The following is a 25,635-nucleotide window of genomic DNA, read 5'->3' as shown; positions in this document are numbered from 1 at the left end:
AAAATGCATAAAAAGATTTTCGTCGGCGCGAATTATCACCCTGGTATCGGCCATGCAGCGGCGTCATCGCCATCATTGTCGGCAATTACCGCCACGAAACAAATTTTTATCCGTATTCACTTTCAACGTCGAATATAAAGCGGGGTGCGGCGCCGACCCTTCTCTGGCAAGAGGCCAATTTCCCTTTATTACAGGAGTTACAGATGAGTCATTCCCTCTCTCAGGAGGCATTCCTGGCCCAGGTGGCCAGCCGCAACCCCCATCAACCCGAGTTCATCCAGGCGGTGAGCGAGGTCGTCGCCTCCATCTGGCCCTATGTGGCGCGTCACCCCCGCTACCTGCAACACGGCCTGCTGGAGCGGCTGGTGGAGCCGGAGCGCCTCGTGCAGTTTCGGGTGAGCTGGGTGGATGACCAGGGTCAGGTACAGGTGAACCGTGGCTACCGCATCCAGCACAACAGCGCCATAGGTCCCTTCAAGGGGGGCATGCGCTTCCACCCCTCGGTGGATCTCTCGGTGCTGAAATTCCTCGCCTTCGAGCAGACCTTCAAGAACGCCCTCACCACCCTGCCCATGGGCGGTGGCAAGGGGGGCAGCGATTTCGATCCCAAGGGCAAGAGCGAGGGGGAGGTGATGCGCTTCTGCCAGGCGCTGATGCTGGAGCTCTATCGCCACCTCGGGGCCAACACAGACGTGCCGGCCGGCGACATCGGGGTGGGCGGGCGCGAGGTGAGCTACATGGCGGGCATGATGAAGAAGCTCACCAACAGCGCCGAGTGCGTCTTCACCGGCAAGGGACTCTCCTTTGGCGGCAGCCTGATCCGCCCGGAAGCCACAGGCTACGGCCTGCTCTACTTTGTGGAGGCCATGCTGACCCACCGTGGCCAGTCCCTCGATGGCATGCGGGTCTCGGTGTCGGGCTCGGGCAACGTGGCCCAGTACGCCATCGAGAAGGCGATGGCGCTCGGCGCCCGGGTCATCACCGCCTCCGACTCCGGCGGCACCGTCTATGATCCGGACGGCTTCACCCCAGAGAAGCTGGCCCGCCTGATGGCGCTCAAGAACGAGCAGCGCAAGCGGGTGGCGGATTACGCCCATGAGCTGGGGCTGGAGTTCTTCACCGGTCGTACCCCCTGGCATCTGGCGACCGACGTCGCCCTCCCCTGCGCCACCCAGAACGAGCTGGATGCATCGGATGCCGCTGCCCTGATCGCGAACGGCGTGCAGCTGGTGGCCGAGGGGGCCAACATGCCCTCCAGCGCCGCCGCCATCCGCCTCTTCCACGACGCCAAGGTGTTGTTCGCCCCGGGCAAGGCCGCCAACGCCGGTGGGGTCGCCACCTCGGGCCTCGAGATGAGCCAGAATGCCCAGCGCCTCTCCTGGACCCGGGAGGAGGTGGACGCCCGCCTCAAGGGGATCATGACCAGCATCCACGCCACCTGCGTGCGCTACGGCCAGGTGGATCAGGGCCAGGATGACGGCCATGTGAACTACGAAAGCGGCGCCAATATCGCCGGCTTCGTCAAGGTGGCCGACGCCATGCTGGCGCAAGGGGTCTGCTAGTCACGCCACTCCCGAGACATCACCCAAAGCAACAGGGCAGCCCATGGCTGCCCTGTTGTGCTAGATGCGTCGAGGTGGCTTTCATCAGGGGCGATCGCCTGTGATGTCGGCGCCACTTCACGCCCACTTCACCCAGCCATGACACCCTCACGCCTCTTTCATGCGCGAACGAGGACAACGAGATGACAACGACCCTAGGCGCCCTCCTGATCCTGGCCGGGCTCGGCTGCTTTGTGGCTTTCAACCTCGCAGGCACCACAGTGGATGCAGAGGGATTCCTGCACGAGCCCTTCGCCCTTCTGCCCCTGGGCTATCTGCTGCTCTTCAGCGGCATGGTGCTCAGCTTGCGCCCTCTGCTGCGCAGGGTCCTCGCCAAAGGGGAAGAAAACCGCCTCTGATGCGTCAGAGGCACTCAGCGATAGCGGCTGATCTCGATGAGATTCCGATCCGGATCCAGGCAATAAACCGATTCGATGGGGCCGCAGGCACCGCTCTTCATCACCGGCCCCTCCACTATCTCGACCCCCTGGCTCGGGAGCTGGGCCATCACCTGATCCAGGGGCCAGCGGGTGATGAGGCAGAGATCCCCCGAGCCCACCTGAGCCCGGTTACGCGGCTCCTCCCCCAACAACTGCAGATTGATCTTCTGGTTGCCAAAGCGCAGGGCCCGACGCCCCGCCCCGAAGGTGATGGGCTCCATCTTGAAGGCGCGGCTGTAGAATCCCACCGCCCGCTCGATGTCGCTGACCGTCAATACCAGATGGTCGATATGGCTGATCATGCTTCCTCCCTGTGGTGGTGATTAGCCCCCCATCATAGCCAGCCCCCTTGGCAAAGACTGTGCCTTGGCGCACATCCATTATCCCTAAGCATTTCTTTTATCAGGGGAATACGTCTTATCGCACGGCGGCACAGGCCTTGTCGCGCTGGGCAAGCAGGGCTTCGTCCTCGCTCTCCATGGCCGCCAGAATGGCCTGATTGCAGGCCCGCTCCGCGAGCTTCGCCGGGCTCTGCTTGGCATCGGCGATCTCCGCAATCATGGGGCGATAGCCGATGGCGGCCGAGCAGTACATGGTGCGGTACTTGGGAAGCTGCCAGCTACTGTCATCCTGGCGCGATAACTCATCGCACAACTTGCCAAACAGCGCCTGCGCCTTGACCGTACACTGACTGAAGCGCCGCACATCCTGCTCATAGGGACGGCAGACGCTGTTCTGTTTGATCTGCCAGAGCTGAAATGAGAAGGGAATCTGCTCCCCTTCATACTGCACCACCAGCGCCTTGACCTCAGTGCCATAGATATCCGTCACCTGCTGCTGCACCAGATTGAGATAAGCCGAAAAAAGATAAGAGATCGGATCCATCACCACCTCCTTGTGGTTGTCACTGCCGGGCTCTATTACCGAAAACCAGGGCGATTTTCAAACGAGTAACAGGCGACAACAGCTTACTGATTTGGTTGGAAAAAATGATACTCTTCTCGCCACCCTCATGTACAACGTTCAAGGCCAGTGTGCGATGCAACAATGCGGTATTTATGAACAACTCATTACTCAACTACTGACATCTCGACTCGACCGTGAGCGCTTTTACGTAGGGGAACGCCAACTTGAACCTGCCGAAGCGGCAGTCTGGTTATCGCGATTTCTGAGCCGGGTTTTGGAATATGCGGTGGGTTCGGTAACTGGAGAAGATCAGCTGCAACGACAGATTGAGCTGGCTAACCAGTTATTGCTTTGGCTAAAGGATCGCACCCAAGACCCAGACTTTATTGGCGAGAACCTCATCGATAGTCAGGGAAAAATTCTGACGGCGCTCTACCAGTTGGATAACCCCATCTCCGCCAATTTAAAGCAATATGCCGAGGATATTTTCCCTCTGACCGGTCTAACGCAAAGTGAGCTGTTCTGCGGCAGTAATGCGGGTTTGTCGATGGAGTCGGAGATTAAACGGGAGATATTATCTGCAGATAGCATCTGCTGGCTGGTCTCATTTATCAAATGGGCAGGTATCCGTATTTTCCGTCATGAGTTGGAAGAGTTCACTCGCAGCGGCCGCCAATTAAAAGTAATTACTACCTCTTATATGGGGGCAACCGACGCCAAGGCAGTTGAATTTTTAGCCAGCCTCCCCAATACCGAAGTCAAACTCAGCTATAACACCCAGCGCGAGCGGTTGCATGCCAAGAGTTATTTATTTTGCCGAAATACCGGCTTTCATACCGGCTATATAGGTTCATCCAACCTCTCTCATTCCGCCCTCACCAGCGGCTTGGAATGGAACCTAAAAATCACCTCGCAAGAGATCCCTCATATTATCGAGAAATCCCTGAGCACCTTTGATACCTATTGGGAATCCGATGATTTTGAGCTGTTTGATGGCAAGCTCGAAAGCCGTACAAAATTGCAGCATGCGCTGCAAGAGGCCCGTGGCGATGGTGACAAAAATAGCGCTGCCTATTTCTTTGATATCACGCCGTTTCCCCATCAACAGGAGATCCTTGAGCAATTGGCGATGGAGCGCACTTTACACCAGCGCTTCCGTAACTTGGTGGTTGCGGCCACCGGTACAGGGAAAACCCTGATCTCTGCCTTTGATTTTGCGCGTTTTCTGAAAACCAAACCCGACGCAAAGTTCCTGTTTGTCGCCCACAAAGAGGAGATCTTGCGCCAAGCATTGGCCTCTTACCGCGGAGTGCTCAAACAATCCAATTTTGGCGAACTCTTGGTCGGCGGCGCAGTGCCAGCTCACTACCGTCAGCTATTTTCCTCGGTGCAATCCTTGAATAACCAGCTGGCTAATTTGCGTCTTAGCCCAGACTATTTCGATTACATCGTTATCGATGAGGTTCACCATATTGCGGCGGCCAGTTATCGTGGTCTGCTCGCCGCCTTTGAACCTCACATTCTGCTGGGATTAACCGCAACGCCAGAGCGCCATGATGACGGTGATATTCTCGCTGATTTTTGTGGTGTCATCGCAGCAGAGATCCGCTTGCCAGAGGCCATAAATCGTCGCCATCTCTGTCCATTTCAATATTTTGGCATCGATGATGATACTGACTTGCGCCAAGTTGCTTGGAAAAATGGCCGTTATGACATTAGTGAGCTCACCAATATCTATACCCACAATCAACAGCGGGTACAGAAGATAGTCCAGAGCCTCTATGAGATCGTCACCGATATTACCAAGATCAAAGCGCTAGCATTTTGTGTGAGCCGTGAACATGCCGATTTTATGTGCAAGGCATTTTTACTGAAGGGCATCAAGGCTGACATCCTCACCAGCGATAACCGAGACGAGCGGCATAGCAAACAACAAGATTTGCGCACCGGGGTTATCAACATTCTCTGTGTAGTGGACATCTTCAACGAAGGTGTCGATATCCCGGAGGTCGATACCTTGCTGTTTTTACGACCGACGGAAAGCCTCACCATCTTCTTGCAACAATTAGGGCGGGGCCTGCGGCTGGCGAGCGATAAAGAGTGCTGCACCGTGTTGGACTTTGTTGGCAATGCCCATGAGGAATATGACTTTGCCCAGAAATTTCGGGCACTGGTGGGTAAAACCAATAAGGCGATCAGCCACGAAATCAAACAGGGCTTCCCTCACGCGCCTTTGGGTTGCCGCATCGAGCTCTCAAAACAGACACAAGAGTTAATTCTGAGCAATATCAAGAAGGCGACTCTCAATACCTCGCGACTCATGGGCCTGATCCGCCGTTTCTCACAGGACAGTGATTTACCGCTGACGCTGGCGAATTTTTTGCAGTTTTACCCTCATATCAACCTTGAAGAGATCTACAGGCGCGGCAATTGGAGCGCCTTGGTCAAACAGGCCCGCAACCATAGCGTTTCTGAAATGAGCGATGAGAAGCTGTCGACCCTCTATACCCGGGCCATCAGAACCCGGCTATTGGGCTGCGATGCGCTCCATTACTTGAACTTCCTTCAAACCTTGGTGACAGACGCCTTTACCTTAACGGCCGAGCACGATGAACGTATGGCCTTGATGTGCCATTACGACTTCTGGCAACAGAGCGGCCCCACAACAGGCTTTAGCTCCTTGGCGCACAGCCTGAAACAACTCAATCAACCAGAATTGAGAGCCGAGCTGGCAGATCTATTGCCCATGCTGATCAACCGGGTGCACCATGAACAACGAGCCATGCCCGACCTTCCCGGTAATCCACTGCAACTGCATGCCCGTTATGCTAGAGAGCAGGTGCTGGTTGGCTTCGGCGCGACCACCTTCGCGCAGCAACCCACGGCTCGCGAAGGGGTCTATGTCATCGCAGAGCGAAATATCGAGTTGCTGTTCGTGACCCTGAACAAAACGGAGCAGCACTTCTCCCCCACCACCCGTTATCACGACTACGCCATCAACGAGTCGCTGTTTCATTGGCAGAGCCAAAACAGCGCTCGCCCCGAGCGGGGTAAGGGTCTGAGTTACATAAACCACAGAGCAGAAGGTAAGCGCTTGTTTTTGTTCGTCCGTGAGCAGAGCAAAGATGAATTTGGCCGCACTCTTGGCTTTGTAAATTTTGGTGAGGTGGAATACGTCTCTCATAGCGGAAGCCAACCGATGAACATTAAGTGGCGTCTCACTACCCCGATGCCGCCCTTTATGTGGAAAGAAGCGGCCAAATTGGCTGTTGGCTAAACGACCAATCACAACAGGGCCCGCCAAGGGCGGGCCGTCTTCGTGTCGTTAACAGGCAATCCGCTCTATGCGGCCGCCACTGAGTTTGAAGAAGGCATCCTGCGGCAGCTCCTGCAACCAGGTGGTGGTGTAGTCCAGATCCGCATAGGCACCGCGCAGCATGGCACCGAACAGACCGTGAGAGACGACGATGGCCTGCTTGGCAATGCCTTCGTCCTGCAGCCATGCCTGGGCTCGGCGCTGAATGCTCTGGAAGCTCTCTCCATTCGGGGCCTGCAGATACCAATCCGGCTCTTCCAGATCGAGCTCGGGATGGGCCGCCAACAGCTCGGGAACCCGGCGGCTCTCCCACTCACCCATGCCCAGCTCCACCAGCCGTTCGTCCCAGACGATGCGTTCCTTATCCAATCCAAGCTGCTGGCATACCCGCTCCGCCGTCTGACGGGCACGACCGAGGGGGCTGGCATAAAGGGTCCAGCTCGCGGGCTCATCCAGGAGATCTGCCAGGCGGGCACCCATGGCGAGGGCCTGGGCTTCGCCTCTGGCGGTCAGTTCGGAGTTGCAACGTCCCTGCAGCCTCAGCTCGGCGTTATAGCGGGTCTGGCCGTGGCGCAGCAAATAGAGGGTTCGAGACATGGTTTCTCCTGCAGGTTCAACGAGATAACGAAAGCGGGAGACGCATGATAGCAGATGTGTTGGGTCAACCAAGGTGCAGACGAAGCCAGATACCTATGTGGCACTATGACATCACATCCCAATGGCCATGGTGAACGCAACTTTACGGCAACAAGCACCACACCCAAAGCGCCTCCAGGACTCTCCCCGAGCAGTATTTCAATGGCAGGTCAGGACCTGAACTATCTATTCCCAGATTTTCCATACCCCTGATTTTCAAGCGGGAAAATTTGGAACCCTCCTTTGGATAGGGCGTGGGAGGGCATTGCCATCAAGGGGTAAATTCAGTGTTTTTACTCTGATCCTAGGCCCATTTTGGTGCGTATCGCTGGCCGGTTTGGGACACCTCTGGTGTACAATCCCCAGCCCGATTTTTCTCTCCAGCCCGGCCATGGCTCAGGCCGTTATCCATCCCAGAGTGAATCAAGTGACCGCGACCCACCCCATGCTCGACAGTTATTACAGCCAGGATCTGGTGTTTTTCTCCATCCTGGTGGCGGTGCTCGCCTCCTACACGGCGCTGAATATGACGAGCCGGGTGAGCCAGAGTCAGGGACGGGCCGCCGCCCTCTGGCTCGCGGGGGGCGCCTTCGCCATGGGGCTGGGCATCTGGTCGATGCACTTCATCGGCATGCTCGCCTTCAACCTGCCCATAGCGCTGGGATACGACCTGACCCTCACCGGCCTCTCCCTGGTGGCGGCCATCGGCTCCTCGGCCTTCGCACTCTGGCTGGTGAGCCGCCCCGAGCTACCCTGGCGCCACGTCGCGGGGGGCGCCCTGCTGATGGGGGCCGGCATCGCCACCATGCACTACATCGGCATGGCAGCCATGAAGATAGAGCCCGGCATTCACTACCACAGCGGCCTCTTCGTCCTCTCCATCCTCATCGCCGTGCTCGCCTCCGGCGCCGCCCTCTGGATTGCGTTTCGCCTGCGCAACAGCTCGCCGCGCGCCTTCTTCAGCAAGGCCCTCGCCTCCCTGGTCATGGGGGGAGCCATCATCGGCATGCACTACACCGGCATGGCCGCCGCCCAGTTCCCCGAGGGGAGCCTGTGCGGTGCCCTCTACACCGGCCTCAATACCCAGTGGCTGGCGACCGTCATCATCCTGGTGACCCTGGCGGTGTTCGCCATCGCCCTGGTCCTCTCCATGCTGGATGCCCACGCCGCCCGCCTCTCCACCTCCTTGCACCTGGCCCACGACGAGCTGCTCAAGCTGGCGCTCCATGACAGCCTGACCCGGCTGCCGAACCGGCTGCTGTTTGCCGACCGGCTGGAGCAGCGCATCCAGGAGTGCCAGCACAATCAGCGCAGCTTCTCCCTGTTGTTTCTCGATCTCGACGGCTTCAAGATCATCAACGATGCCCACGGTCACCACACCGGGGATCTGCTGCTGGCCGAGGTGGCGACAAGGATCACCGGGCTGCTCGGCACCAGCGACACCGCCTCGCGCTTTGGCGGCGACGAGTTCGTGCTGGCCCTGGCGCCGGGAGATATCACCCAGACCACGGCCTTTGTCGAGCGGCTGCTGGCCACCCTGGCCCAGCCCTATCCCTGGGAGCATCACAGCCTGCACATCACTGCCAGCATCGGCATCGCCGTCTATCCCCAGGATGGCACCAGCCTGCACGAGCTGACCCTCAACGCCGATGCCGCCATGTACTACGCCAAGGAGCGGGGGCGCAACGACTACTACTACTTCGACAGCGCCATGAATGCCAACGCCCACCAGCAGTTCTTGCTGCAAAAGGAGCTGCGCCATGCCCTGGAGCGGGGGCAGCTCGCCCTGCACTATCAGCCCAAGTACAGCGTCCACAGCGGCGAAGTTGTCGGTGCCGAGGCGCTGCTGCGCTGGCAGCACCCGCACCATGGCGCCATCTCCCCGGCGAGCTTCCTGCCCCTGGCGGAGAAGACCCGGCTCATCATCCCCATCGGCAACTGGGTGCTCGACGAGGCCTGCCGTCAGATGAGCCGCTGGCGGGAGGCGGGTCATCACGACTGGAGTGTGGCGGTCAATCTCTCCACCATACAGCTGGCCAGCCCCGGCTTGCTGGAGGAAGTGGAGGCCGCCCTGCGCCGCCACCGGCTCGAGGCGCGCCACCTCACCCTGGAGATCACCGAATCCACCGCCATGCAGAACGCCGAGGAGAGCCTGGCCATCCTCAATCACCTGGCAGAGCTCGGGCTCGGCATCTCCATCGATGACTTCGGCACCGGCTACTCCAGCCTGCTCTACCTCAAGCGCTTCCCCGCCAACGAGCTCAAGATAGACAAGGGCTTCGTCGCCACCCTGGAGCAGGGAGGCGACGATGCCACCATCATCGGCGCCATCATCGCCCTGGGTCAGGCCCTGGGAATGCGCATCGTGGCCGAAGGGGTAGAGACCTCGGAGCAGCGCACCCTGCTGACCCAGCTCGGCTGCGACACCCTGCAGGGCTATCTGCTGGGGCGCCCCATGGCGGGGGAGCAGTTGCTGGCCCGCTGTGCCCCCGATGCCCCCCGGCTCGCGCTGGAGGGTGTGCTCGCCTGACGAATGGGTGAGGCGTGCGCCCGTATGATCGGGGCAATCATCTGCCCGATTGCGCTCCTTCACGGCGCAAGGTAGTCTGCCACAAGACTCGAATGCTCCTTTTCTTGTCGGGCGCGTCGAGTGTTCCCCATAGCAGACCACCCGTTCAGAGGAGCAACACCCGATGGCCAGATACCAGTTCTTCAGCGTCCCCGCCTCCCGTCGTCAGCAATACACCTATGTCGACATGGCCTCCCCCACCTTCCTCATCGAGAAGGAAGCGCTGCTGGCGCAAGGGTTCGAGGTGGAAGAGGATTTCATTGACGCGGCCACGCCCCGCGAGGCGGTGGAGAAGTACAAGTCAGACTTTCTCTATGTGGCGGACGAGATAGGCAAGTCAGACGAGAGCTATGCCGCGGCGACGGCGATGCTGGAGATGGGCAAACAGATCATTGGCCGCAAGGCGGGCTGAGCAAAGCGGGCCATCGGGGCAAGGCGCCAGATGGCCGACAGATAGTCAGCAGCGGGTCAGTTGCTGGAGCATGGCGATCAGCTCCTCTTCGCTGCCGGGCTCACAGGCCAGTTGCAGGCTGGGCGCGGCGCCCCCCATCAGCATGTAGACCTGGGTGCTGCAGTGATCGTAGTGATACCACTTACCGTCGATACAGACGTCGGTATAGCATCTCGGATCCTTTTTGAGTTCCATACGCACATCCTTATGTTACATCCCGACAACATCACTCCTGACCGTAAAATAACCGGCCCGAGTCCCCTTTGACCTGGATCAAGGGAGATGAGGGGCAGAGGTGGATAGTGGCCGGATCCCGGGTCTGAACAGTCCCAGATGTCTCCTGCCAGGAGGAAGCAGCCCCCCTCTGCTCCCCGCCGTGCGAATGGCGCAACAAAAACGGCGCCCGAAGGCGCCGTTTTTTATTCCCGTCTTTGACCGACGGGGCGAACCAGCCGGTGGCTTATTCGTCTTCCAGGTAGGCGTAGCCTTGCAGACCCAGCTCCAGCTCGTCGAGCAGGGCCTTGCGGGTCGCGTCGTCCAGCGCCGGGTGGGAGACGATCCGCTGGTAGTTCTCGCGGATCACTGAGGGGTCGATGTTGACGTAACGCAACAGCTGGTCGACGGTGTCGCCGCGCACCACGTTGCGGATGTCCATCTTGCCTTCCTCGTCCAGCCACACTTCCGCGCAGTGGGTGTCACCGAACAGGTTGTGCAGATCCCCCAGGATCTCCTGATAGGCCCCCACCAGGAAGAAGCCGACGTGGCACTCTTCGTTCTCGCCATACTCCGGCATCGGCAGTGTGCTCTCGACACCCAGACCGTCGACGTAGTGCTCCACCTGGCCGTCGGAGTCACAGGTGATGTCCATCAGGATACCGCGGCGGGTGAGCGGACGCTCGAGGCCGGTGAGCGGCATCACGGGGAACACCTGACCTATGCCCCAGGCATCGGGCAGGGACTGGAACAGGGAGAAGTTCGCGAAGCACTTGTCTGCCAGCTTCTCGGAGAGCTCGTCGGCCAGGGCGCGGTGGTTGCGGTTGACCGGGTTGAGCAGCTCCTTGAGCGCCAGGCAGGTGTTCTGGTGCAGCATCTCGGCCCAGGCGCGCTGCTCGAGATTCAAGAGCCCCATGGTGAACTGGGCGTTCACATCCCCCAGATCCGCCACAGAGTCGTGGAAGATCTCCAGCAGGGAGGGATCTTCGCCGCGCAGGTCCAGCCAGCCTTTCCACATGTTCTGCAGAATGGTCGGGGCGTCTTCATCCGGCGCATGGATGTCGTTCACTTCCACCCCTTCGGCACCAATCAGATTGGTGACCAGCACGGCGTGGTGGGCGGTCAGGGCACGGCCGGACTCGCTGATGATGGTCGGGTGCGGCAGGTCGAACTCGCGGCACACATCGCCTATGCCCCACACCACGTTGTTGGCGTACTCGGACAGGCTGTAGTTCGCAGAGCAGTGGCTCTGGGAGCGGGTGCCCTCATAGTCCACACCCAGGCCGCCGCCCACATCGACCACGTCGATGGGCACGCCGAGGCGACGCAGTTCGGCATAGAAGCGGCCGCACTCGCGGATGCCGCCCTGGATGTCGCGGATGTTCGCTATCTGGGAGCCCAGGTGGAAGTGCAGCAACTGCAGGCAGTCCAGCTTGCCGAGGCTGCGCAGACGCTCCACCAGCGCCAGGATCTGGGAGGCGGAGAGACCGAACTTGGACATGGAGCCACCGCTCGATTCCCACATGCCGGAGCCGGTGGAGGCGAGCTTGGCGCGCACCCCGATGTTGGGCTTGATGTTGAGGCGAACTGACTCGTCCAGCACCATTTCCAGCTCGGAGGGTTTCTCCACCACTATGTAGACCTTGTGGCCCATCAGGTTGCCCAGGAGGGCGTGGCGGATGTATTCGCGGTCCTTGTAACCGTTGCAGACGATGACGGACCCTTGCTCATGATGATGGGACAGCACGGCCAGCAGCTCCGGTTTGGAGCCGGCCTCCAGCCCAAGCCGCGGCTTGTCGCTGTAGGACTGACTGATGGTCTCGATGACGCGACGCTGCTGGTTTACCTTGATCGGGTAAACGCACAGGTAGTCCCCTTCATAGCCTGACTTCTCGATGGCCTGACCGAAGGCGTTGAACAGCGCATCGACCCGGCTCTTGAGGATGTCGGGGAAACGCAGCAATACCGGGGTAGTCAGTCCGGACTGGCGCAGCTGTTCGATGGCCTCGGACAGCACGATATGCGCCCCGGGACGAGACTTGTCGGGGGAGACGGTCACATGACCGGCGTCATTGATATTGAAAAAACCCGCACCCCAGTAGGGAACGTTGTAGACCTTCAAGGAGTCCTTGCTGGACCAGTTAGTCATGGGCTATGCCTCGCAAATGAGCGGCCAGAAGGCCGCCTTCGTTACCCTCAATCACATCCAGACCATCGATTGCAACAAGCGGCGCGCAAAGGCTGCCTGCGGGCACCCGGTGCGTCACGGCCGGCGGCGGCAGGCGTTGTTGCCTGACCCTGGGCCTTGTCGCAGCCAGATCCTCTGTTGCACATCGCGGCAAGCCAAGGCTGCCTGGTGGATCTTGGGAAGTAACGAGTCTTGATGTGGGGCTGGTGGCTTTACATCAAGCTCAACGGTATGCGGTGCCACTGTAATGGGGCGCCGCGGTACTTTGATGACAACCGGCATCAGCCACGCCGTTCGTTCATCATTCGGCAGCCATCCCGACAGAAGGAGAGAGGTTCAAGGAAGAGAAGGGTAGACGTCAGCACGCACGCGTGTTGATGAACGACAACCACCACAGCCCGCTCAACGCCAGTGACCGCCCATGACAAGGGAAGATGATGAGCCATTGGCCCACTCGGTCAGTAGGTGATGAGAGTCTGTTGTTCTCCCTGATACCGGAGCCTAACCGGTATTAAAGAAACCATTCCCCAGCAGTGTCTGTCGTTTCTGCGTGCCTCGCCCTATAGGCGTCTGATCCTGTCGGTGTCTGGCGGCCTCTGCCTGCTCAGGGTTACCCTCGGATCGGCGCGGAGTGTACACACTTACCGGCGCCACTGACAATAAAAAATCGTGTTAAAAAACGGGTTTTGATCGATGGGCCAAATCTTGCTGCCAGCAAGGCTGGCTCTGGGATGGCGAGGGATGAGGCCGCTCAGTATAGGCCCTGAAAATAACAGGGGAACCGGCCATTTTTCCCGACCCCTTGCCACTGCTGGGCCGGGGGGAAATTCAGCCCTTTCTCATATGCATGATGAGTTTTAAATTCGGAATTTTTATTCACCAAGCCCTCGGGTTGAGCGGCTTTCCCCAGCGCCCCCCCGGGATCCGGGCCCGACAAATCCATCAAAAACTGCGCTGACGCAATAATCAGCCCGGCCGTCTTGTCCACAATGGTGCCTCTTTTGTGGTTTGAGGCCTGCCAATGGATACCCTGCTTGAGCGTTTTCTGCGTTACCTGACTTTTCATACCCGCTCCGATGCGACCAATCCTGCCTGTCCCAGCAGCGAGGGCCAGATCGTCTTCGCCCGCGCCCTCTGCGAGGAGATGACCCAGCTTGGGCTGACCCAGGTCACCCTGGATGAGCACGGCTACCTCACCGCCTGCCTGCCGGGCAACCAGCCACAGGCACCCGCCATCGGGCTCATCGCCCACATGGACACCGCCGATTACGAGGCAGAACAGGTGGTGCCCCAGCTCATCGAGAATTATCAGGGAGGCGACATCTGTCTGGGCAAGGGGGACGAGGTGCTGGCCATTCGCCAGTACCGCTGCCTGAAAAACTACCTGGGGCAGGATCTCATCACCACGGACGGCACCACCCTGCTGGGGGCCGACGACAAGGCGGGCATCGCCGAGATCCTCACCGCCGCCCAGTACCTGCTGGCCCACCCCGAGATCCCCCGCGGGGATCTCTGGATAGGCTTCACCCCGGACGAGGAGATAGGCCGCGGCGCCGATCTGTTCCCCCTGGAGAGATTCCCGGCCAAGTGGGCCTATACCGTGGATGGCGGTGAACTGGGCGAGCTGGAGTATGAAAACTTCAACGCCGCCAGCGCCACAGTGCGCTTCATCGGCAACAACGTGCACCCCGGCACCGCCAAGGGCAGCATGATCAACAGCCAGACCCTGGCCGCCCGCTTCCACGCCGAGATGCCCCCCGAGCAGACCCCGGAGTGCACGGCAGGGTACGAAGGCTTCTTCCACCTGGCCCGGATGGAGGGCACGGTGGAGGAGAGCACCCTGCACTACCTCATCCGCGACTTCGACGACGACTGCTTCGCCGCCCGCAAGGCCCAGCTCAAGGAGCGGGTCGCCTCCCTGCAGCTGGACAACCCCAAGGCGCGCATCACCCTTGAGATAGAGGACAACTACCGCAACATGCGCAGCCAGATAGCGCCGCACATGCACATCGTCGAGCTGGCCAGGGCCGCCATGGAGGCCGCCGACGTGGTCCCCAGGATCAAGCCCATTCGCGGCGGCACCGACGGCGCCCGCCTCTCCTTCATGGGTCTGCCCTGCCCCAACCTCTTCACGGGTGGCCACAACTTCCACGGCAAGCACGAGTTCATCCCGCTGCAATCCATGGAGAAGGCGGTCGCCACCCTGGTGGCCCTGGTGCGGCTCACCTCGGCCTGGCGGGAGCAGTGATGCGCTCCTGAGGGAGCCGGGTGGGAGCAATAACGGCGGTATAAGCGGGGCCTGGCGGGAGCAATAACGGTGGTATGAGCGGGGCCCTCTGCCCCAAGTCATCAAACCGTCACGGCGCTGCCACAAAGGGGAAACCGGGGGGCGGCACCCTGAGGCAACGTTCCGCGGAGCCTTGCCCATGTTCAACGTCGATACCCTGCTGGGGCAGCATCTGCCCCGCCTCGCCACCCAACCCCTGATCCGTCCCCTGCTCCGGCAGGGGCTGAGCTGGCTGCTCAACGAGGAGGCCTTCGCCGAGTTTGCCGAGCGCCATCCTCACCTGCGCGGCCTCGATTTCGTCGAGCAGGCCCTCGGCGCCCTCGATTTTGACTACAGGGTGAGCGAGGCCGAGCTCGAGAACATCCCCGCCAGCGGCCGGGTCATGATAGTCGCGAACCACCCCATAGGATCCCTGGACGGGCTGGCCCTGCTGCGCCTGCTCGGCCGCATCCGCCCCGACGTCAAGATAGTGGCCAACCGGCTGCTGGCACAGATTGCCCCCCTGCGTCCCCTGCTGCTGCCGGTGGACAACCTGGGGGGCAAGACCGACCGACGCGCCATCCTGGCCATGGGGGAGCACCTGGCCCAGGAGGGAGCCCTCATCATCTTCCCCGCCGGCGAGGTGTCGCGCCTCGGCCCCAAGGGGGTGAAGGACGGTCCCTGGCAGGGGGGCTTCATCAAGCTGGCCAGGCGCACCCGCACGCCGCTGGTGCCCATTCATCTGGACGGGCGCAACGGCCTCCCCTTCTATCTCGCCTCCTGGCTCCACAAGCCCGCCTCCGCCCTGCTGCTGGTGCGCCAGCTGTTTCGCCAGCAGGGGCGACGCATCTCCCTCACCCTGGGGGAGCGCATCCCGCCCCAGAGTCTCGGGGAGCTCGCCCCCAAGACCGCAGCCGCCCTGGTGCGTCGCCATCTCTATCGCCTCGGCAAGGGGAAGAAGGGCCCCCTGGCGACCGAGGCCCCCATCGCCCTGCCGGAGGAGCGCCGCCAGCTCAAGCAGGCCATGGACGGCTGCGAGCTGCTCGGGCAGACCCCGGATGGCCAGCGCATCCTGCTCTATCGTCGCCACGAGCAGGGCCACTCTGTGATCCTGCGCGAGCTGGGGCGGCTGCGGGAGATCGCGTTTCGCGCCGTGGGGGAAGGGTCGGGCAGACGGCGGGATCTCGATGCCTTCGACGATGACTACCACCACCTCATCCTCTGGGATCCGGCCCGCCTCGACATCATAGGGGCCTACCGCTTCGCCCCCGTGGCCGAGCTGCTGGCGCGCAAAGGGGTGAGCGGCCTCTACAGCCACACCCTGTTCGGGTTTGAAGAGAGATTGCTGCCCCGGCTGGAGCAGGCCATCGAGCTTGGCCGCAGCTTCATCCAGCCCGCCTACTGGGGCAAGCGGGGGCTCGATTATCTCTGGTTCGGCATAGGGGCCTACCTGGCCCGCTACCCCCAGTATCGGTATCTGTTCGGGCCCGTCACCCTCTCCGGCAGCCTGCCGCCGCCGGCCAAGGATCTGCTGGTGGGCTTCTACCGCCAGCACTTCGCCCCCGAGCTGGCCCTGGCCCCCTCGCGCCGCCCCTATCCCGAGACCGCGCCCCTGTTCGAGGGGCGCGATTACGGCGCCGACCTCCAGGCGCTCAAGGCCCGCCTCGACCACCTGGGCTGCGCCATCCCCACCCTCTACAAGCAATACTCCGAGCTGTGCGAACCGGGGGGCGTGCAGTTCATGGACTTTGGCATAGACCCCGACTTCAACCACTGCATCGACGGCCTGGTGTGGGTGGATGTGAGCCGCATCAAGCCCCACAAGCGGGCCCGCTATATCGGCCGCCCCGCCCGGGCAGAGGCCGCAGGTTAGCCGCCATGGCAAACAAAAAGGGAGGCTGTCGCCTCCCTTTTGCACTGTGTGGTTGCCTTACTCGGCTGCGGGCTTGCGATCGGCATGGCCGAGATCGCGCTCCGGGGCGATGACGTCCCGCACCCGCTGCTTGATCTCTTTCGCCTCGGGGAAGCCCTCGTCGGCCACCCTGTCCCACACCTGGATCCCGTTGACCAGGATGCGAAACTCCCCCTTGCTGGCGGGCACCAGCGCCACCTCCCCGAGCTCGCTGTCGAAGGTGGAGAGCAGCTCCTGGGCCAGCCAGGCGGCGCGCAGCATCCAGCGGCAGAGGGTGCAGTAGCGGATCTCGATGCGCGGCTTGCTGACCGGGGTCTGTATTTCTGTCATGCGATGACTCCATGAAAATCGGTTAACCAGTGGCGGGCTATGCGCTGCATGGTGGCCTGGGGCAGCTCGAGCAGGGCGGCGGCCGGCCTCTGCCCGGCCAGCTGGTGCACCCCTTCGATAATCTCCGCCAGCACCAGATAGACGTACTCGCCGATGACGGCGCCGTGGACGAAGTTCACCGCCTCGCCGCGATTGAGCAGGAAGATGGTGCTGCCATCCGGGCGCGTGAGCGCCAGCACATGGGGGCACACCTCCTTGCTCGGCCAGGGCAGCTGGGAGAGGCAGAAGGCGAACTCGTCGTCCGCCGAGGTGACAGAGGCCACCATGGCGCCGGGGCGCAGCGCCAGCAAGTCGGCGATGTCCAGGGCCCCGTTGCCGGTGCAGCAGATCACCAGCTCGGCGCGGCCGAGGGCTTCGGCCTTGTTCACCAGCTTGAAGCCGTGGGAGAGCGCCTCCACCTGGCGCAGGGCATCCGTCTCCACCAGCTCCAGATGCAGGTTGCGGCAGCGCAGCTCGCGGGCGATGCTGCGCCCCACCTTGCCATAGCCAAACAGGGCGGCCTGGCAGACGTTGAAGGTGCGCCTCAGGGTACGCGCCAGGGACTCGGCGGAGTAGACCACGCTCAGGCCGATCTGGATGTCTTCCGCCTGCTTGAGGGGGCTGCGCGCCACCGAGATGACGGGGGCGGCCAGCGCCTCCTGTTCATAGCGCTGATGGCCGTTCTCGGTCATCTCCACCACCCCGAGAAAGCGCTCGCCGAAGTGCTCGAAGAGCACCGCCTGGGTCTTGGCGAAGTAGCCACCTATGTCCAGGATGATGAGCCGCTCGTGGGGGGCCACCAGGGGGGCAATCTGGGCAATGACGCCCTCGGGATCCGAGGTCCAGTGGCGATTGAGGGGCAGCACGGGGTAGTGCTGCTGGGCCCAGGCCAGGGTAGGTCCGTGAACGGACTTGGGTTTGGGCAGGATGGCGCCGACCCGCCCCACCCGGTCGAGCACCTGGATGAAGTGGGGCCGGTCGGGAAGCAGGTGGGTCACCAGCAGAATGCAGAGATCCCCGAGGCGTCCCTGCTCGGTGAAATGGCGAAAAAACAGATGCTCAGATCCCTGACTGCGCAACTGTGGCCTCCTTAGCGTGCCGCGAGAAAGCAGGCAAACAGAACCCGGCATAGCCGGGTTCTGTGTGTGTCCAGATAATTGAAAATCCTTTTTATCTGAAAGCGCCATGGGGCTCAATCTTTATCTATGCAGACTTTGACTAACCCATCAATTTATAAGGTAATAGCCTGTTTTTCATGCAGAAATTAATAAAGTGATGCCTCTGGCCAGACCCACCACAGACTCAAACCAGCACCAATTGCCCCCACCAGGATCAGCAGACCCCAACGAGACAACCCCGGGCGCTTGCGCAGGGCCCACTCCAGGGGCGGCAGCAACCAGACCGGCAGCAGGACCAGCAGCGGGACTTCCACGTATTGCCAGGCCAGCATCTGCACGAAGGCGAGCGTCAGCCCCAGGGCGGCCGGGGTCACCTTGATGCCCGCAAAGGCACCGAGCAGGGCACGGAAACCGGCGAAGGCGGCCAGGGCCCCCGCCAGCTGGGCGATCAGCAGGCTGCCATCGATGCCGATGACCAGCGCCAGCCAGATGAAGCCCAGGGCAAAGCCCAGCCCCTCCTCGCTGTCACCGCGCCAGCCCGTCCAGCCGAACCAGGCGATGGCGGGCAACAGGGCCAGCCAGATGCGCGGCTCGATGGCGAGGACCGAGGCCAGCCCCTGCCACCACACCAGGGCGCCGAGTACCGCAAACAGCACCAGGGCGGCGCGCTTGTCCTCAACCTGAGCCGCGATGGCGGGCACCAGCAGGGCCAGCGGCAGCCACTGCCACGCCTTGACCGGCAGGCCATAGGCGCCCCCCAGCAGGCAGCCCACCAACCAGAGCGCGAGCGCCCCCCACAGGGTGCCCAGCCGTGGCCAGCGCCATGACAGCAAAGCGGCCCCCAAAGGAGCCGCCAGGGTCTGTAGCAAGAGTGCTGCGCCCATTACTTGCGCACGCCTTCGACGAACAGGTTGATGCTCATCTCGTCCGGAATGCCCGGCAGCATGTAGTTCACGCCAAAGTCGCTGCGCTTGATGGTGGTGGTGGCGTTGAAGCCGCTGCGGTAGCCGCCCCAGGGATCCTTGCCTTCGCCGATGTGGACCATGTCGAAGGCCACGTCCTTGGCGACGCCGTGCAGGGTCAGGGTGCCCTTGAGCACGCCCTTGTCCTTGGTGCCTTCATAGCCGGAGCTGACGAAGGTCATCTTGGGGTACTGCTTGACGTCCAGGAAGTCGGGGCTGCGCAGGTGCTTGTCGCGGGCCTCGTGGTTGGAGTCCACGCTGGCGGCGTCGATTTCGAAGCTCGCCTTGGCGGCGGTCGGATTGGCATCATCCATGCTGAAGGTGCCGCTGAAGGTGTTGAACCGGCCGACCAGCTCGGAGAAGCCGAGGTGGCCCACCTTGAACTGGACTGTGGTGTGAGCCGCATCGACATCGTAGTCGGCCGCCATCAGGGGAGCCGCCATAAACAGGCAGGAAGCCAGCAGGGCCTTGGTCATTTTCATTCCGATCGTTCCTTCATTAGGGGGTTCACATCGATACCCGACATGCTAACCTCCGAGCAGGAATGGATAATCATCGATTTATTAAAATAATTATCAACCGAGAGTGGAATATGGATCAGATAGCCGCCATGCGCACCTTCATCAAGGTGGTGGAGTGCCAGAGCTTTACCAAGGCCGCCCATCAGCTCGGCATCTCGGTCGCCATGACCTCCAAGCTGATGCAGCAGCTCGAGGAGTCATTGTCGACCCGGCTGCTGTCACGCACGACCCGCCAGGTCAACCCCACAGAGGCGGGCCAGTTCTACTACCAGCGCTCCCTGGCCCTGCTGGCGGAGCTGGAAGAGACCCACAGCCAGCTCACCCACAACAACCAGCAGCCCCAGGGCACCCTCAAGCTCTCTGTGCCCATGGACTTTGGCTACCTGCACCTCTCCCCCGCCCTGCCGCTGTTTCGGACGCGGTTTCCCGAGCTCAAGCTGGAGATAGAGTACAGCGACCGGCGGGTGGCCCTGGTGGAGGAGGGATTCGATCTGGCGCTACGGATCGGCAACCTGCCGGACTCCTCCCTGGTGGCCAAGCCGCTCGCCACCATGAAGCTGGTGGTGTGCGCCAGCCCGGAATACCTGGCCCGCAGGGGCACCCCAGAGACCCCGGAGGATCTCAAGCAGCACGACTGCCTCATCTACACCCTGACCCAGCCGGACTGGGTCTTCAAGCGGGATGGGGAGCAGCAAAGCGTGCGCCCCCAGGGGCCCCTTCGCGCCAACAACGGGGTGGCCCTGACCCGGGCCGCCTGCGACCACCAGGGCATCATCTTGCAGCCCACCTTCATCGTCGGGGATGCGCTGCGCTCAGGCGCCTTGGTGCCCCTGCTGCCGGAATGGGAGAAGGGACAGGTGGGACTCTATGCCCTCTATCCGCACCGCCGTTTCGTCTCGGCCAAGGTGCGCTGCTTCATCGAGTTCGTGCAGGAGCGCTACCTGGCCCCCCACTACTGGGACAGGGAGACCTGAGCCCGGGCCGGAGGGTGATCAGGGGGTGGTGACGATCGGCAGCTCGGCCACCAGCAGCAGACTGTGCTGGGTCAGCCGCCAGCGCGGCAGACGCCGCGCCAGGGTGGCGAGCTGCTCCTCCCCCAGCTCATAGGGCAGGGTGATGTGCAGGCAGTGGCAATCGAGCATGGCCGCCAGTTGCAGGATCAGCGTGAGATTGGCCTCGTCCGTCTTGCGCTTGTTGATGCGCTTGCCGAGCTCCTGGCGAAAGTGAGTCTCGGGATCCTGGGTCATCGCCTGCCAGCCGTAGCCGAACAGCGGGATCAAGGCGCTGACGATGCCAAGGGCGGTGAGCGGCTGCTTGGGAGGGTGGTAGAGGGCATTGAGGTCCAGCAGTATGGGGCTTTGATGGGGCTCACGACTGCCGGATAAAATAGTATTACTCATTGGATAACCTTATTGATTCCTCTAGACTTCGCCGCATCTTTGACCTGACATGCCAACGAGGTGCTGATGCTAAGCGATATCGAGATCTCCCGCCAGTCCCCCCGTCTCTCCATCCAGGCGCTGGCCGAACGCCTCGCCATCCCCCTCCACCAGCTCAGCCCCCAGGGCCACCACAAGGGCAAACTCAGTCTCGACCTGCTCAAGTCCCAGCCCAAACAGAGAGGCAAGCTGGTGCTGGTGAGCGCCATCACCCCGACCCCCCTCGGCGAGGGCAAGACGGTCACCACCCTGGGGCTCTCCATGGGCCTCAACCACATAGGTCAGCCCAGCATAGCCACCATACGCCAGCCGAGTCTGGGGCCGGTGTTCGGGGTCAAGGGGGGCGCCGCCGGGGGCGGACATGCCCAGGTGGTGCCCATGGAGGAGATGAACCTGCACCTCACCGGGGACTTTCACGCCCTCAGCGCCGCCCACAACCTGGCGGCGGCGGCCCTGGATGCCCGCCTGTTCCACGAGCAGAAACTCGGCGACCAGTTCAGCGCCAGAACCGGTTTGCCGCGCCTCGAGATTGACCCGGTCAACATCCTCTGGCCGCGCACCCTGGACATGAATGACCGGGCGCTTCGCCACCTCACCCTAGGCCAGGGTGGCCCCGCCGATGGGGTGGAGCGTGCCGATCGCTTCGTCATCACAGCCGCCTCCGAGCTGATGGCCATTCTGGCGCTGGCCAGCGATCTGAAAGACTTGCGCGCCCGCATCGGCCGCATCCAGCTGGCTCGCGATATTCACGGCAACCCCATCACCGCCGAGCAGCTGGAAGTGGCGGGGGCCATGACGGTGCTGCTCAAAGACGCCCTGCAGCCGACCCTGATGCAGACCACGGAGCAGACCCCGGTGCTGGTGCACGCAGGGCCCTTCGCCAACATCGCCCATGGCAACTCCTCCGTCATCGCCGATCGCATCGCCCTGGGCCTCACCGACTATGTGGTGACCGAGGCGGGCTTTGGCTCCGACATGGGGCTGGAGAAGTTCTTCAACATCAAGAGCCGCCAGTCCGGCATCCCCCCCGCCTGCGTGGTGCTGGTGGCCACGGTGCGCGGTCTCAAGGCCAACAGCGGCCTGCTCGACATTCGCCCGGGCCAGCCGCTGCCGGCGAGCCTGCAGGGGGAAGATCTGCCCACCCTGAAAGAGGGCTGCGCCAACCTCGCCTGGCATATCCAGAACGCCCGCCGTTATGGGGTGCCCGTGGTGGTCGCCATCAACCGCTTCCCCACCGACAGCCAGGCCGAGCTGGATCTGCTGGCCCGCGAGGCGCTGGCCGCCGGCGCCTGTGACGCCGCCATCTCCCACGCCTTCACCGACGGGGGCAAGGGCGCCAGCGAGCTGGCCCGGGCCGTGGTCGCCGCCTGTGAGCAGCCGAGCCAGGTCAAACTGCTCTACCCAAACGAGATGAGCCTCGCGGCCAAGCTGGCCACCCTGGTGGAGTGCGGCTACGGCGGGCGCGGGGTGCAGCTCTCCGACAAGGCGCGCCAGCAGCTGGCCCGGCTCTCGGCCGAGGGCTGGGATCAGCTGCCCATCTGCGTGGCCAAGACGCCGCTCTCCATCAGCCATGATCCGGCCCTCAAGGGAGTACCGACGGACTTCGAGGTGCCCATCGAGGAGGTGCGCCTGTGCGCCGGCGCCGGTTTCGTCTATGCCCTGGCTGGCCCCATCATGACCATGCCTGGCCTGGGCAGCCTGCCAGCCTATCGCCATATCGACATCGATGACGACGGCAACATAGTAGGCCTGAGCTAAGAACCCTGGCAGCCTGCCTTCCCTGAGCGTCATATCGACATCGACGATAACGGCGAGATAGTCGGGTTGAGCTAAATGATCGGATAAACAGTCTGGCGCCGGCCGATTACGCTGCGCTAATCGACCCTACGATCAACAAACCTGCCAGAAACAACAAGGCCCCGCCAATTGGCGGGGCCTTGTGTTGTCCATGGACCAGGGTTTAGAGGGTGAAGCGCTGGGTCATATGGTGCAGGTTGTTGGCCAGCTTGCTCAGCTCGACACAGGCCTGGGCGGTCTGCTGGGCCCCTTGTGCGTTCTCGTCGGCGGCATTGTGGATGTTCACTATGCTGCGGTTGAGCTCCTCGGTCACCGCGTTCTGCTCTTCGGTGGCGGTGGCAATCAGGGTGTTCATGTCGCTGATCTGGGTGACGGCGCCGTTGATGCTGTCGATGCTCTCCCCCGCTTCCCGTGCCAGCCCGACGCTCTCCTGCATCTGCTGGCGGCTCAGTTGCATGGCGTTGCCCGCTTCGGCGGTGCGCTCCTGCAACAGCTCTATCATCTTGCTGATCTCGGCGGTGGAGGCCTGGGTACGCTGTGCCAGGGAGCGCACTTCGTCCGCGACGACCGCAAAACCACGCCCCTGCTCACCGGCCCGGGCCGCCTCTATGGCGGCGTTGAGTGCCAGCAGGTTGGTCTGCTCGGCGATGCCGCGAATGACATCCAGCACCATGCTGATGCTGGCGCTGTCCGCTTCCAGCTGCGACACCACAGTGCCCGCCTGCTCAATCTGCCGGGAGACCTGCTCTATGCTGCCGATGGCGCTGCGCACTACCTGGTTGCCCTGGGTCGAGGTGCGGGAGGCATCCTTGGCCGCGCTCATGGCATCCGTGGTGTTGCGGGCCACCTCATTGACGGTGGACTGCATCTCGTTCATGGCGGTGGCCACCTGGGACACCTCGCTCTGCTGGCTGGCCATGCCCCTGGCGGACTGCTCGGAGATGGCGCTCACCTCCTCCACCGCGCTGCTGAGCTGGCTCACCGAGCCGGCTATCTCGCTCACCAGGTCCGCCAGCGACCCCTGCATGCGGTCGATGGCCGAGCCGAGCTGCCCCAGCTCGTCGCGGTTGAAGCGACTGCCGCGGATCCACTCCTGCAGCTCCCCCTTGCCGAGATCGCCGCCCGCGATGCGCTGGGCCTGGCGGGCCAGCATGATGAGCGGGTCGCGGATCTGGCGGGTCAGCACCACGGAGAGACAGACCACCAGCACCAGACCGATCAGCAGGGCCAGGGTGACGCTCAGCTTGGCGGAGTCATACGCTCCCACCACCACCTTGCGGGAGGCATCGGCATAGCCATGGTTGATGCGCACCAGGTCGCCAACCGACTTGGCCAGGTTGGTGTAGAGGGTGATCCCCTCCCCCATGAAGAGGTGCTGGGCCTCGGTCATCTGACCGGCATCCTGCATCTGCCGGATGCGCTGGTGCAGGCCGAGGTATTTCTCCCAGTCCGCCTTGACGATGTCGAAGGTGCGGCGCTCCTCCAGATCCTCCGCCCAGATGGTGGCATCGTGGGCCGCTATCTGCTGCCCGGCCTCCCTCAGGCTCTTCTCGCTCTCATTGCGGTAATGGGCCTGCTGCTGGGGATCGTCCGCCACCAGAAAGACATCCAGCTCGTAGCGGCGCACCGCATTGATGGTCTCGCCCAGGGTGCTGGTGCGCACCACGGCGGGCAGTATGCTGTCGGTGAATCCGATGGCGGCCCGGTTCATGGTGCTGAATTCAAACAGTGAAAAGCCGCCGATAAAGGCCATCATCAGGCCGAGTACGGCAAAGCCGGCGGAGAGTTTCTTGCCTATCGTCATGGTGTTCATGGCATGTCCTGCATATGGGTCATCAAGTGGCATTCGTCGGCGCCGGCCCTTCGAGGCGCGAGCACGCTAGCTGCCATCCATAGCAGTCATTCAAACCTCATCCGTATCGGCACGAACGAGGGGGCCAAACGGGTGCCAAACAGGCCATCCCGCGGCACGGAGAGCTGTATCGGCCCGCGCGGGCATCACTTTAGGATTTTTTCAGAAAATAAACCGGAGCGGCAGACGGGAGGGGAAGAAGTCGGGGCATGTCGGTGAGACATGCCCCCGGGTGACTAGCCTTTCAGGCCACCGAGAAACTCGGCACGGGTGTCTGGCTGGGTCTTGAACACACCGCCGAGGGAGGTGGTGGTGGTATAGGAGGTCGAATCCATCACGCCACGGGCCTTCACGCAGAAGTGGGTCGCCTTGATGCTGATGGCCACGTCCCTGGTGCCGAGCAGGGTCTGCAACGCCAGCAGGATCTGCTGGGTGAGCCGCTCCTGCACCTGGGGACGGCGGGCGAAGAACTGCACTATGCGGTTGATCTTCGACAGCCCGATCACCTTGCCACGGGGGATGTAGGCCACGTGGGCCAGCCCGTCTATGGTGACGAAGTGGTGTTCACAGGTGCTGGTGAGACTGATGTCCCGCACCATGATCATCTCGTCCACCTTCATCTTGTTCTCGATCACCGTCACCTTGGGGAAGGTGGCATAGTCGAGGCCGGAGAAGATCTCGTTCACGTACATCTTGGCGATGCGGTGCGGCGTCTCGGCCAGACTGTCATCGGCCAGATCCAGCCCCAGCGTCTCCATGATGGCGCGCATATGGCCTTCGATGTTTTCCTTCTTCTGCTGGCCGTTCAACCCATTGGCCACCAGTGGTGTCTCCAGGCCCTCGGCCTCGAGCGCTGCCCTGACCAACAGGGCTTCCTGGCTAAAGCTCGTCATCTTGTTTCTCTCCCACGCTCAGGGACTGTGCTGGCCATCGACGTGGTGCCGTGGCGCAATGTTACAGGGCGATTATTGTCATAATTCAAACTAACTCAAGCCCGGCACCTGACTTTATGCCAAACCGCCCTGTTTTACCCTCTCCCCCTCCCGTTCGGGGCGCCGGGCACAGGTCTGGCACTCCCC

At 62.1% G+C, this 25,635-nt stretch carries 22 protein-coding genes; 9 read left to right on the top strand and 13 right to left on the bottom strand.

The features are described from left to right. Nucleotides 1-203 precede the first annotated feature (203 nt). Nucleotides 204-1,562, top strand: coding sequence for an NADP-specific glutamate dehydrogenase (gene gdhA / locus AAHB08_RS01725; protein WP_342057911.1), 1,359 nt, complete (start codon nt 204-206; stop codon nt 1,560-1,562). Between the two features lie 182 nt (nt 1,563-1,744). Then, nucleotides 1,745-1,960, top strand: coding sequence for a DUF3955 domain-containing protein (locus tag AAHB08_RS01720; protein ID WP_342057910.1), 216 nt, complete (start codon nt 1,745-1,747; stop codon nt 1,958-1,960). A 14-nt stretch (nt 1,961-1,974) separates the two neighbouring features. Here the strand turns inward: AAHB08_RS01720 and AAHB08_RS01715 are convergent, their stop codons facing one another. After that, nucleotides 1,975-2,343: a VOC family protein gene (locus tag AAHB08_RS01715; protein WP_342057909.1), complete on the bottom strand. Its 369-nt coding sequence runs from the start codon at nt 2,341-2,343 to the stop codon at nt 1,975-1,977. 115 nt (nt 2,344-2,458) lie between these two features. After that, nucleotides 2,459-2,926, bottom strand: coding sequence for a hypothetical protein (locus AAHB08_RS01710; protein ID WP_265435676.1), 468 nt, complete (start codon nt 2,924-2,926; stop codon nt 2,459-2,461). Nucleotides 2,927-3,080: 154 nt separating this feature from the next. On the opposite strand from AAHB08_RS01710, the gene AAHB08_RS01705 reads away from it, so the two are divergent. Continuing rightward, nucleotides 3,081-6,224, top strand: coding sequence for a DUF3427 domain-containing protein (locus tag AAHB08_RS01705; RefSeq protein WP_342058048.1), 3,144 nt, complete (start codon nt 3,081-3,083; stop codon nt 6,222-6,224). Nucleotides 6,225-6,272: 48 nt separating this feature from the next. Here AAHB08_RS01705 and AAHB08_RS01700 read toward each other — a convergent pair whose 3' ends face one another. After that, nucleotides 6,273-6,860 carry a histidine phosphatase family protein gene (locus tag AAHB08_RS01700; RefSeq protein WP_342057908.1) on the bottom strand — a complete coding sequence of 196 codons (588 nt, stop codon included), beginning with the start codon at nt 6,858-6,860 and terminating at the stop codon, nt 6,273-6,275. 484 nt (nt 6,861-7,344) lie between these two features. Here AAHB08_RS01700 and AAHB08_RS01695 point away from each other — a divergent pair, with 484 nt between their 5' ends. Together AAHB08_RS01695 and AAHB08_RS01690 are read left to right on the top strand one after the other, a co-directional pair. After that, a complete protein-coding gene (locus tag AAHB08_RS01695; RefSeq protein WP_342057907.1) occupies nt 7,345-9,429 on the top strand; it encodes a putative bifunctional diguanylate cyclase/phosphodiesterase in 2,085 nt (694 codons plus the stop codon). A 163-nt stretch (nt 9,430-9,592) separates the two neighbouring features. Beyond that, nucleotides 9,593-9,880 carry a hypothetical protein gene (locus tag AAHB08_RS01690; RefSeq protein ID WP_139439313.1) on the top strand — a complete coding sequence of 96 codons (288 nt, stop codon included), beginning with the start codon at nt 9,593-9,595 and terminating at the stop codon, nt 9,878-9,880. A 45-nt stretch (nt 9,881-9,925) separates the two neighbouring features. Here the strand turns inward: AAHB08_RS01690 and AAHB08_RS01685 are convergent, their stop codons facing one another. From AAHB08_RS01685 to AAHB08_RS01675, 3 genes are all read right to left on the bottom strand, one after another. Next, a complete protein-coding gene (locus tag AAHB08_RS01685; RefSeq protein ID WP_139439312.1) occupies nt 9,926-10,114 on the bottom strand; it encodes a hypothetical protein in 189 nt (62 codons plus the stop codon). A 265-nt stretch (nt 10,115-10,379) separates the two neighbouring features. Next, a complete protein-coding gene (gene speA, locus AAHB08_RS01680; RefSeq protein WP_139439311.1) occupies nt 10,380-12,281 on the bottom strand; it encodes a biosynthetic arginine decarboxylase in 1,902 nt (633 codons plus the stop codon). Between the two features lie 790 nt (nt 12,282-13,071). After that, a complete protein-coding gene (locus AAHB08_RS01675) occupies nt 13,072-13,386 on the bottom strand; it encodes a hypothetical protein (RefSeq protein ID WP_342057906.1) in 315 nt (104 codons plus the stop codon). Here AAHB08_RS01675 and pepT point away from each other — a divergent pair. Beyond that, on the top strand, nt 13,342-14,568 hold the full coding sequence (gene pepT, locus AAHB08_RS01670) for a peptidase T (RefSeq protein ID WP_139439309.1): 1,227 nt from the start codon (nt 13,342-13,344) through the stop codon (nt 14,566-14,568). The genes AAHB08_RS01675 and pepT overlap by 45 nt on opposite strands. Nucleotides 14,569-14,746: 178 nt before the next feature. Next, complete coding sequence (locus AAHB08_RS01665) at nt 14,747-16,459, top strand: lysophospholipid acyltransferase family protein (protein ID WP_342057905.1); 1,713 nt, start codon at nt 14,747-14,749, stop codon at nt 16,457-16,459. Between the two features lie 57 nt (nt 16,460-16,516). Here the strand turns inward: AAHB08_RS01665 and AAHB08_RS01660 are convergent, their stop codons facing one another. The 4 genes from AAHB08_RS01660 to AAHB08_RS01645 all read right to left on the bottom strand — a co-directional run bounded on the left by AAHB08_RS01660 (nt 16,517) and on the right by AAHB08_RS01645 (nt 19,429). Beyond that, a complete protein-coding gene (locus AAHB08_RS01660; protein WP_342057904.1) occupies nt 16,517-16,828 on the bottom strand; it encodes a SelT/SelW/SelH family protein in 312 nt (103 codons plus the stop codon). Further along, nucleotides 16,825-17,946, bottom strand: a complete 1,122-nt coding sequence (locus tag AAHB08_RS01655) for an adenosylhomocysteinase (RefSeq protein ID WP_342057903.1) — start codon at nt 17,944-17,946, stop codon at nt 16,825-16,827. Before AAHB08_RS01655 ends, AAHB08_RS01660 begins: the two co-directional genes overlap by 4 nt. A 185-nt stretch (nt 17,947-18,131) precedes the next feature. Continuing rightward, the gene (locus tag AAHB08_RS01650; RefSeq protein WP_342057902.1) at nt 18,132-18,869 is read right to left on the bottom strand and encodes a hypothetical protein; all 738 of its coding nucleotides are present in this window, start codon (nt 18,867-18,869) and stop codon (nt 18,132-18,134) included. Then, nucleotides 18,869-19,429, bottom strand: a complete 561-nt coding sequence (locus tag AAHB08_RS01645; RefSeq protein WP_202046282.1) for a YceI family protein — start codon at nt 19,427-19,429, stop codon at nt 18,869-18,871. The genes AAHB08_RS01650 and AAHB08_RS01645 overlap by 1 nt, the downstream gene beginning before the upstream one ends. Nucleotides 19,430-19,539: 110 nt before the next feature. Here AAHB08_RS01645 and AAHB08_RS01640 point away from each other — a divergent pair, with 110 nt between their 5' ends. Next, a complete protein-coding gene (locus tag AAHB08_RS01640; protein ID WP_139439304.1) occupies nt 19,540-20,442 on the top strand; it encodes a LysR family transcriptional regulator in 903 nt (300 codons plus the stop codon). A gap of 18 nt (nt 20,443-20,460) precedes the next feature. Here the strand turns inward: AAHB08_RS01640 and AAHB08_RS01635 are convergent, their stop codons facing one another. Next, on the bottom strand, nt 20,461-20,868 hold the full coding sequence (locus tag AAHB08_RS01635; RefSeq protein WP_342057901.1) for a hypothetical protein: 408 nt from the start codon (nt 20,866-20,868) through the stop codon (nt 20,461-20,463). 66 nt (nt 20,869-20,934) lie between these two features. Between AAHB08_RS01635 and AAHB08_RS01630 the strand changes: the two genes are divergently transcribed. Further along, nucleotides 20,935-22,665, top strand: coding sequence for a formate--tetrahydrofolate ligase (locus AAHB08_RS01630; protein WP_342057900.1), 1,731 nt, complete (start codon nt 20,935-20,937; stop codon nt 22,663-22,665). A gap of 202 nt (nt 22,666-22,867) precedes the next feature. Here AAHB08_RS01630 and AAHB08_RS01625 read toward each other — a convergent pair whose 3' ends face one another. Both AAHB08_RS01625 and folE read right to left on the bottom strand, forming a co-directional pair. Then, the gene (locus AAHB08_RS01625) at nt 22,868-24,517 is read right to left on the bottom strand and encodes a methyl-accepting chemotaxis protein (protein WP_139439301.1); all 1,650 of its coding nucleotides are present in this window, start codon (nt 24,515-24,517) and stop codon (nt 22,868-22,870) included. 275 nt (nt 24,518-24,792) lie between these two features. Next, nucleotides 24,793-25,449 carry a GTP cyclohydrolase I FolE gene (gene folE, locus AAHB08_RS01620; protein WP_106887327.1) on the bottom strand — a complete coding sequence of 219 codons (657 nt, stop codon included), beginning with the start codon at nt 25,447-25,449 and terminating at the stop codon, nt 24,793-24,795. Nucleotides 25,450-25,635 lie beyond the last annotated feature (186 nt).

Source organism: Aeromonas sp. OTU364, assembly GCF_038440395.1.
Classification (GTDB): Bacteria; Pseudomonadota; Gammaproteobacteria; order Enterobacterales; family Aeromonadaceae; genus Aeromonas.
The sequence above is the reverse complement of the archived record's forward strand: the minus strand, read 5'-3'. Positions and strand labels throughout refer to the sequence as shown.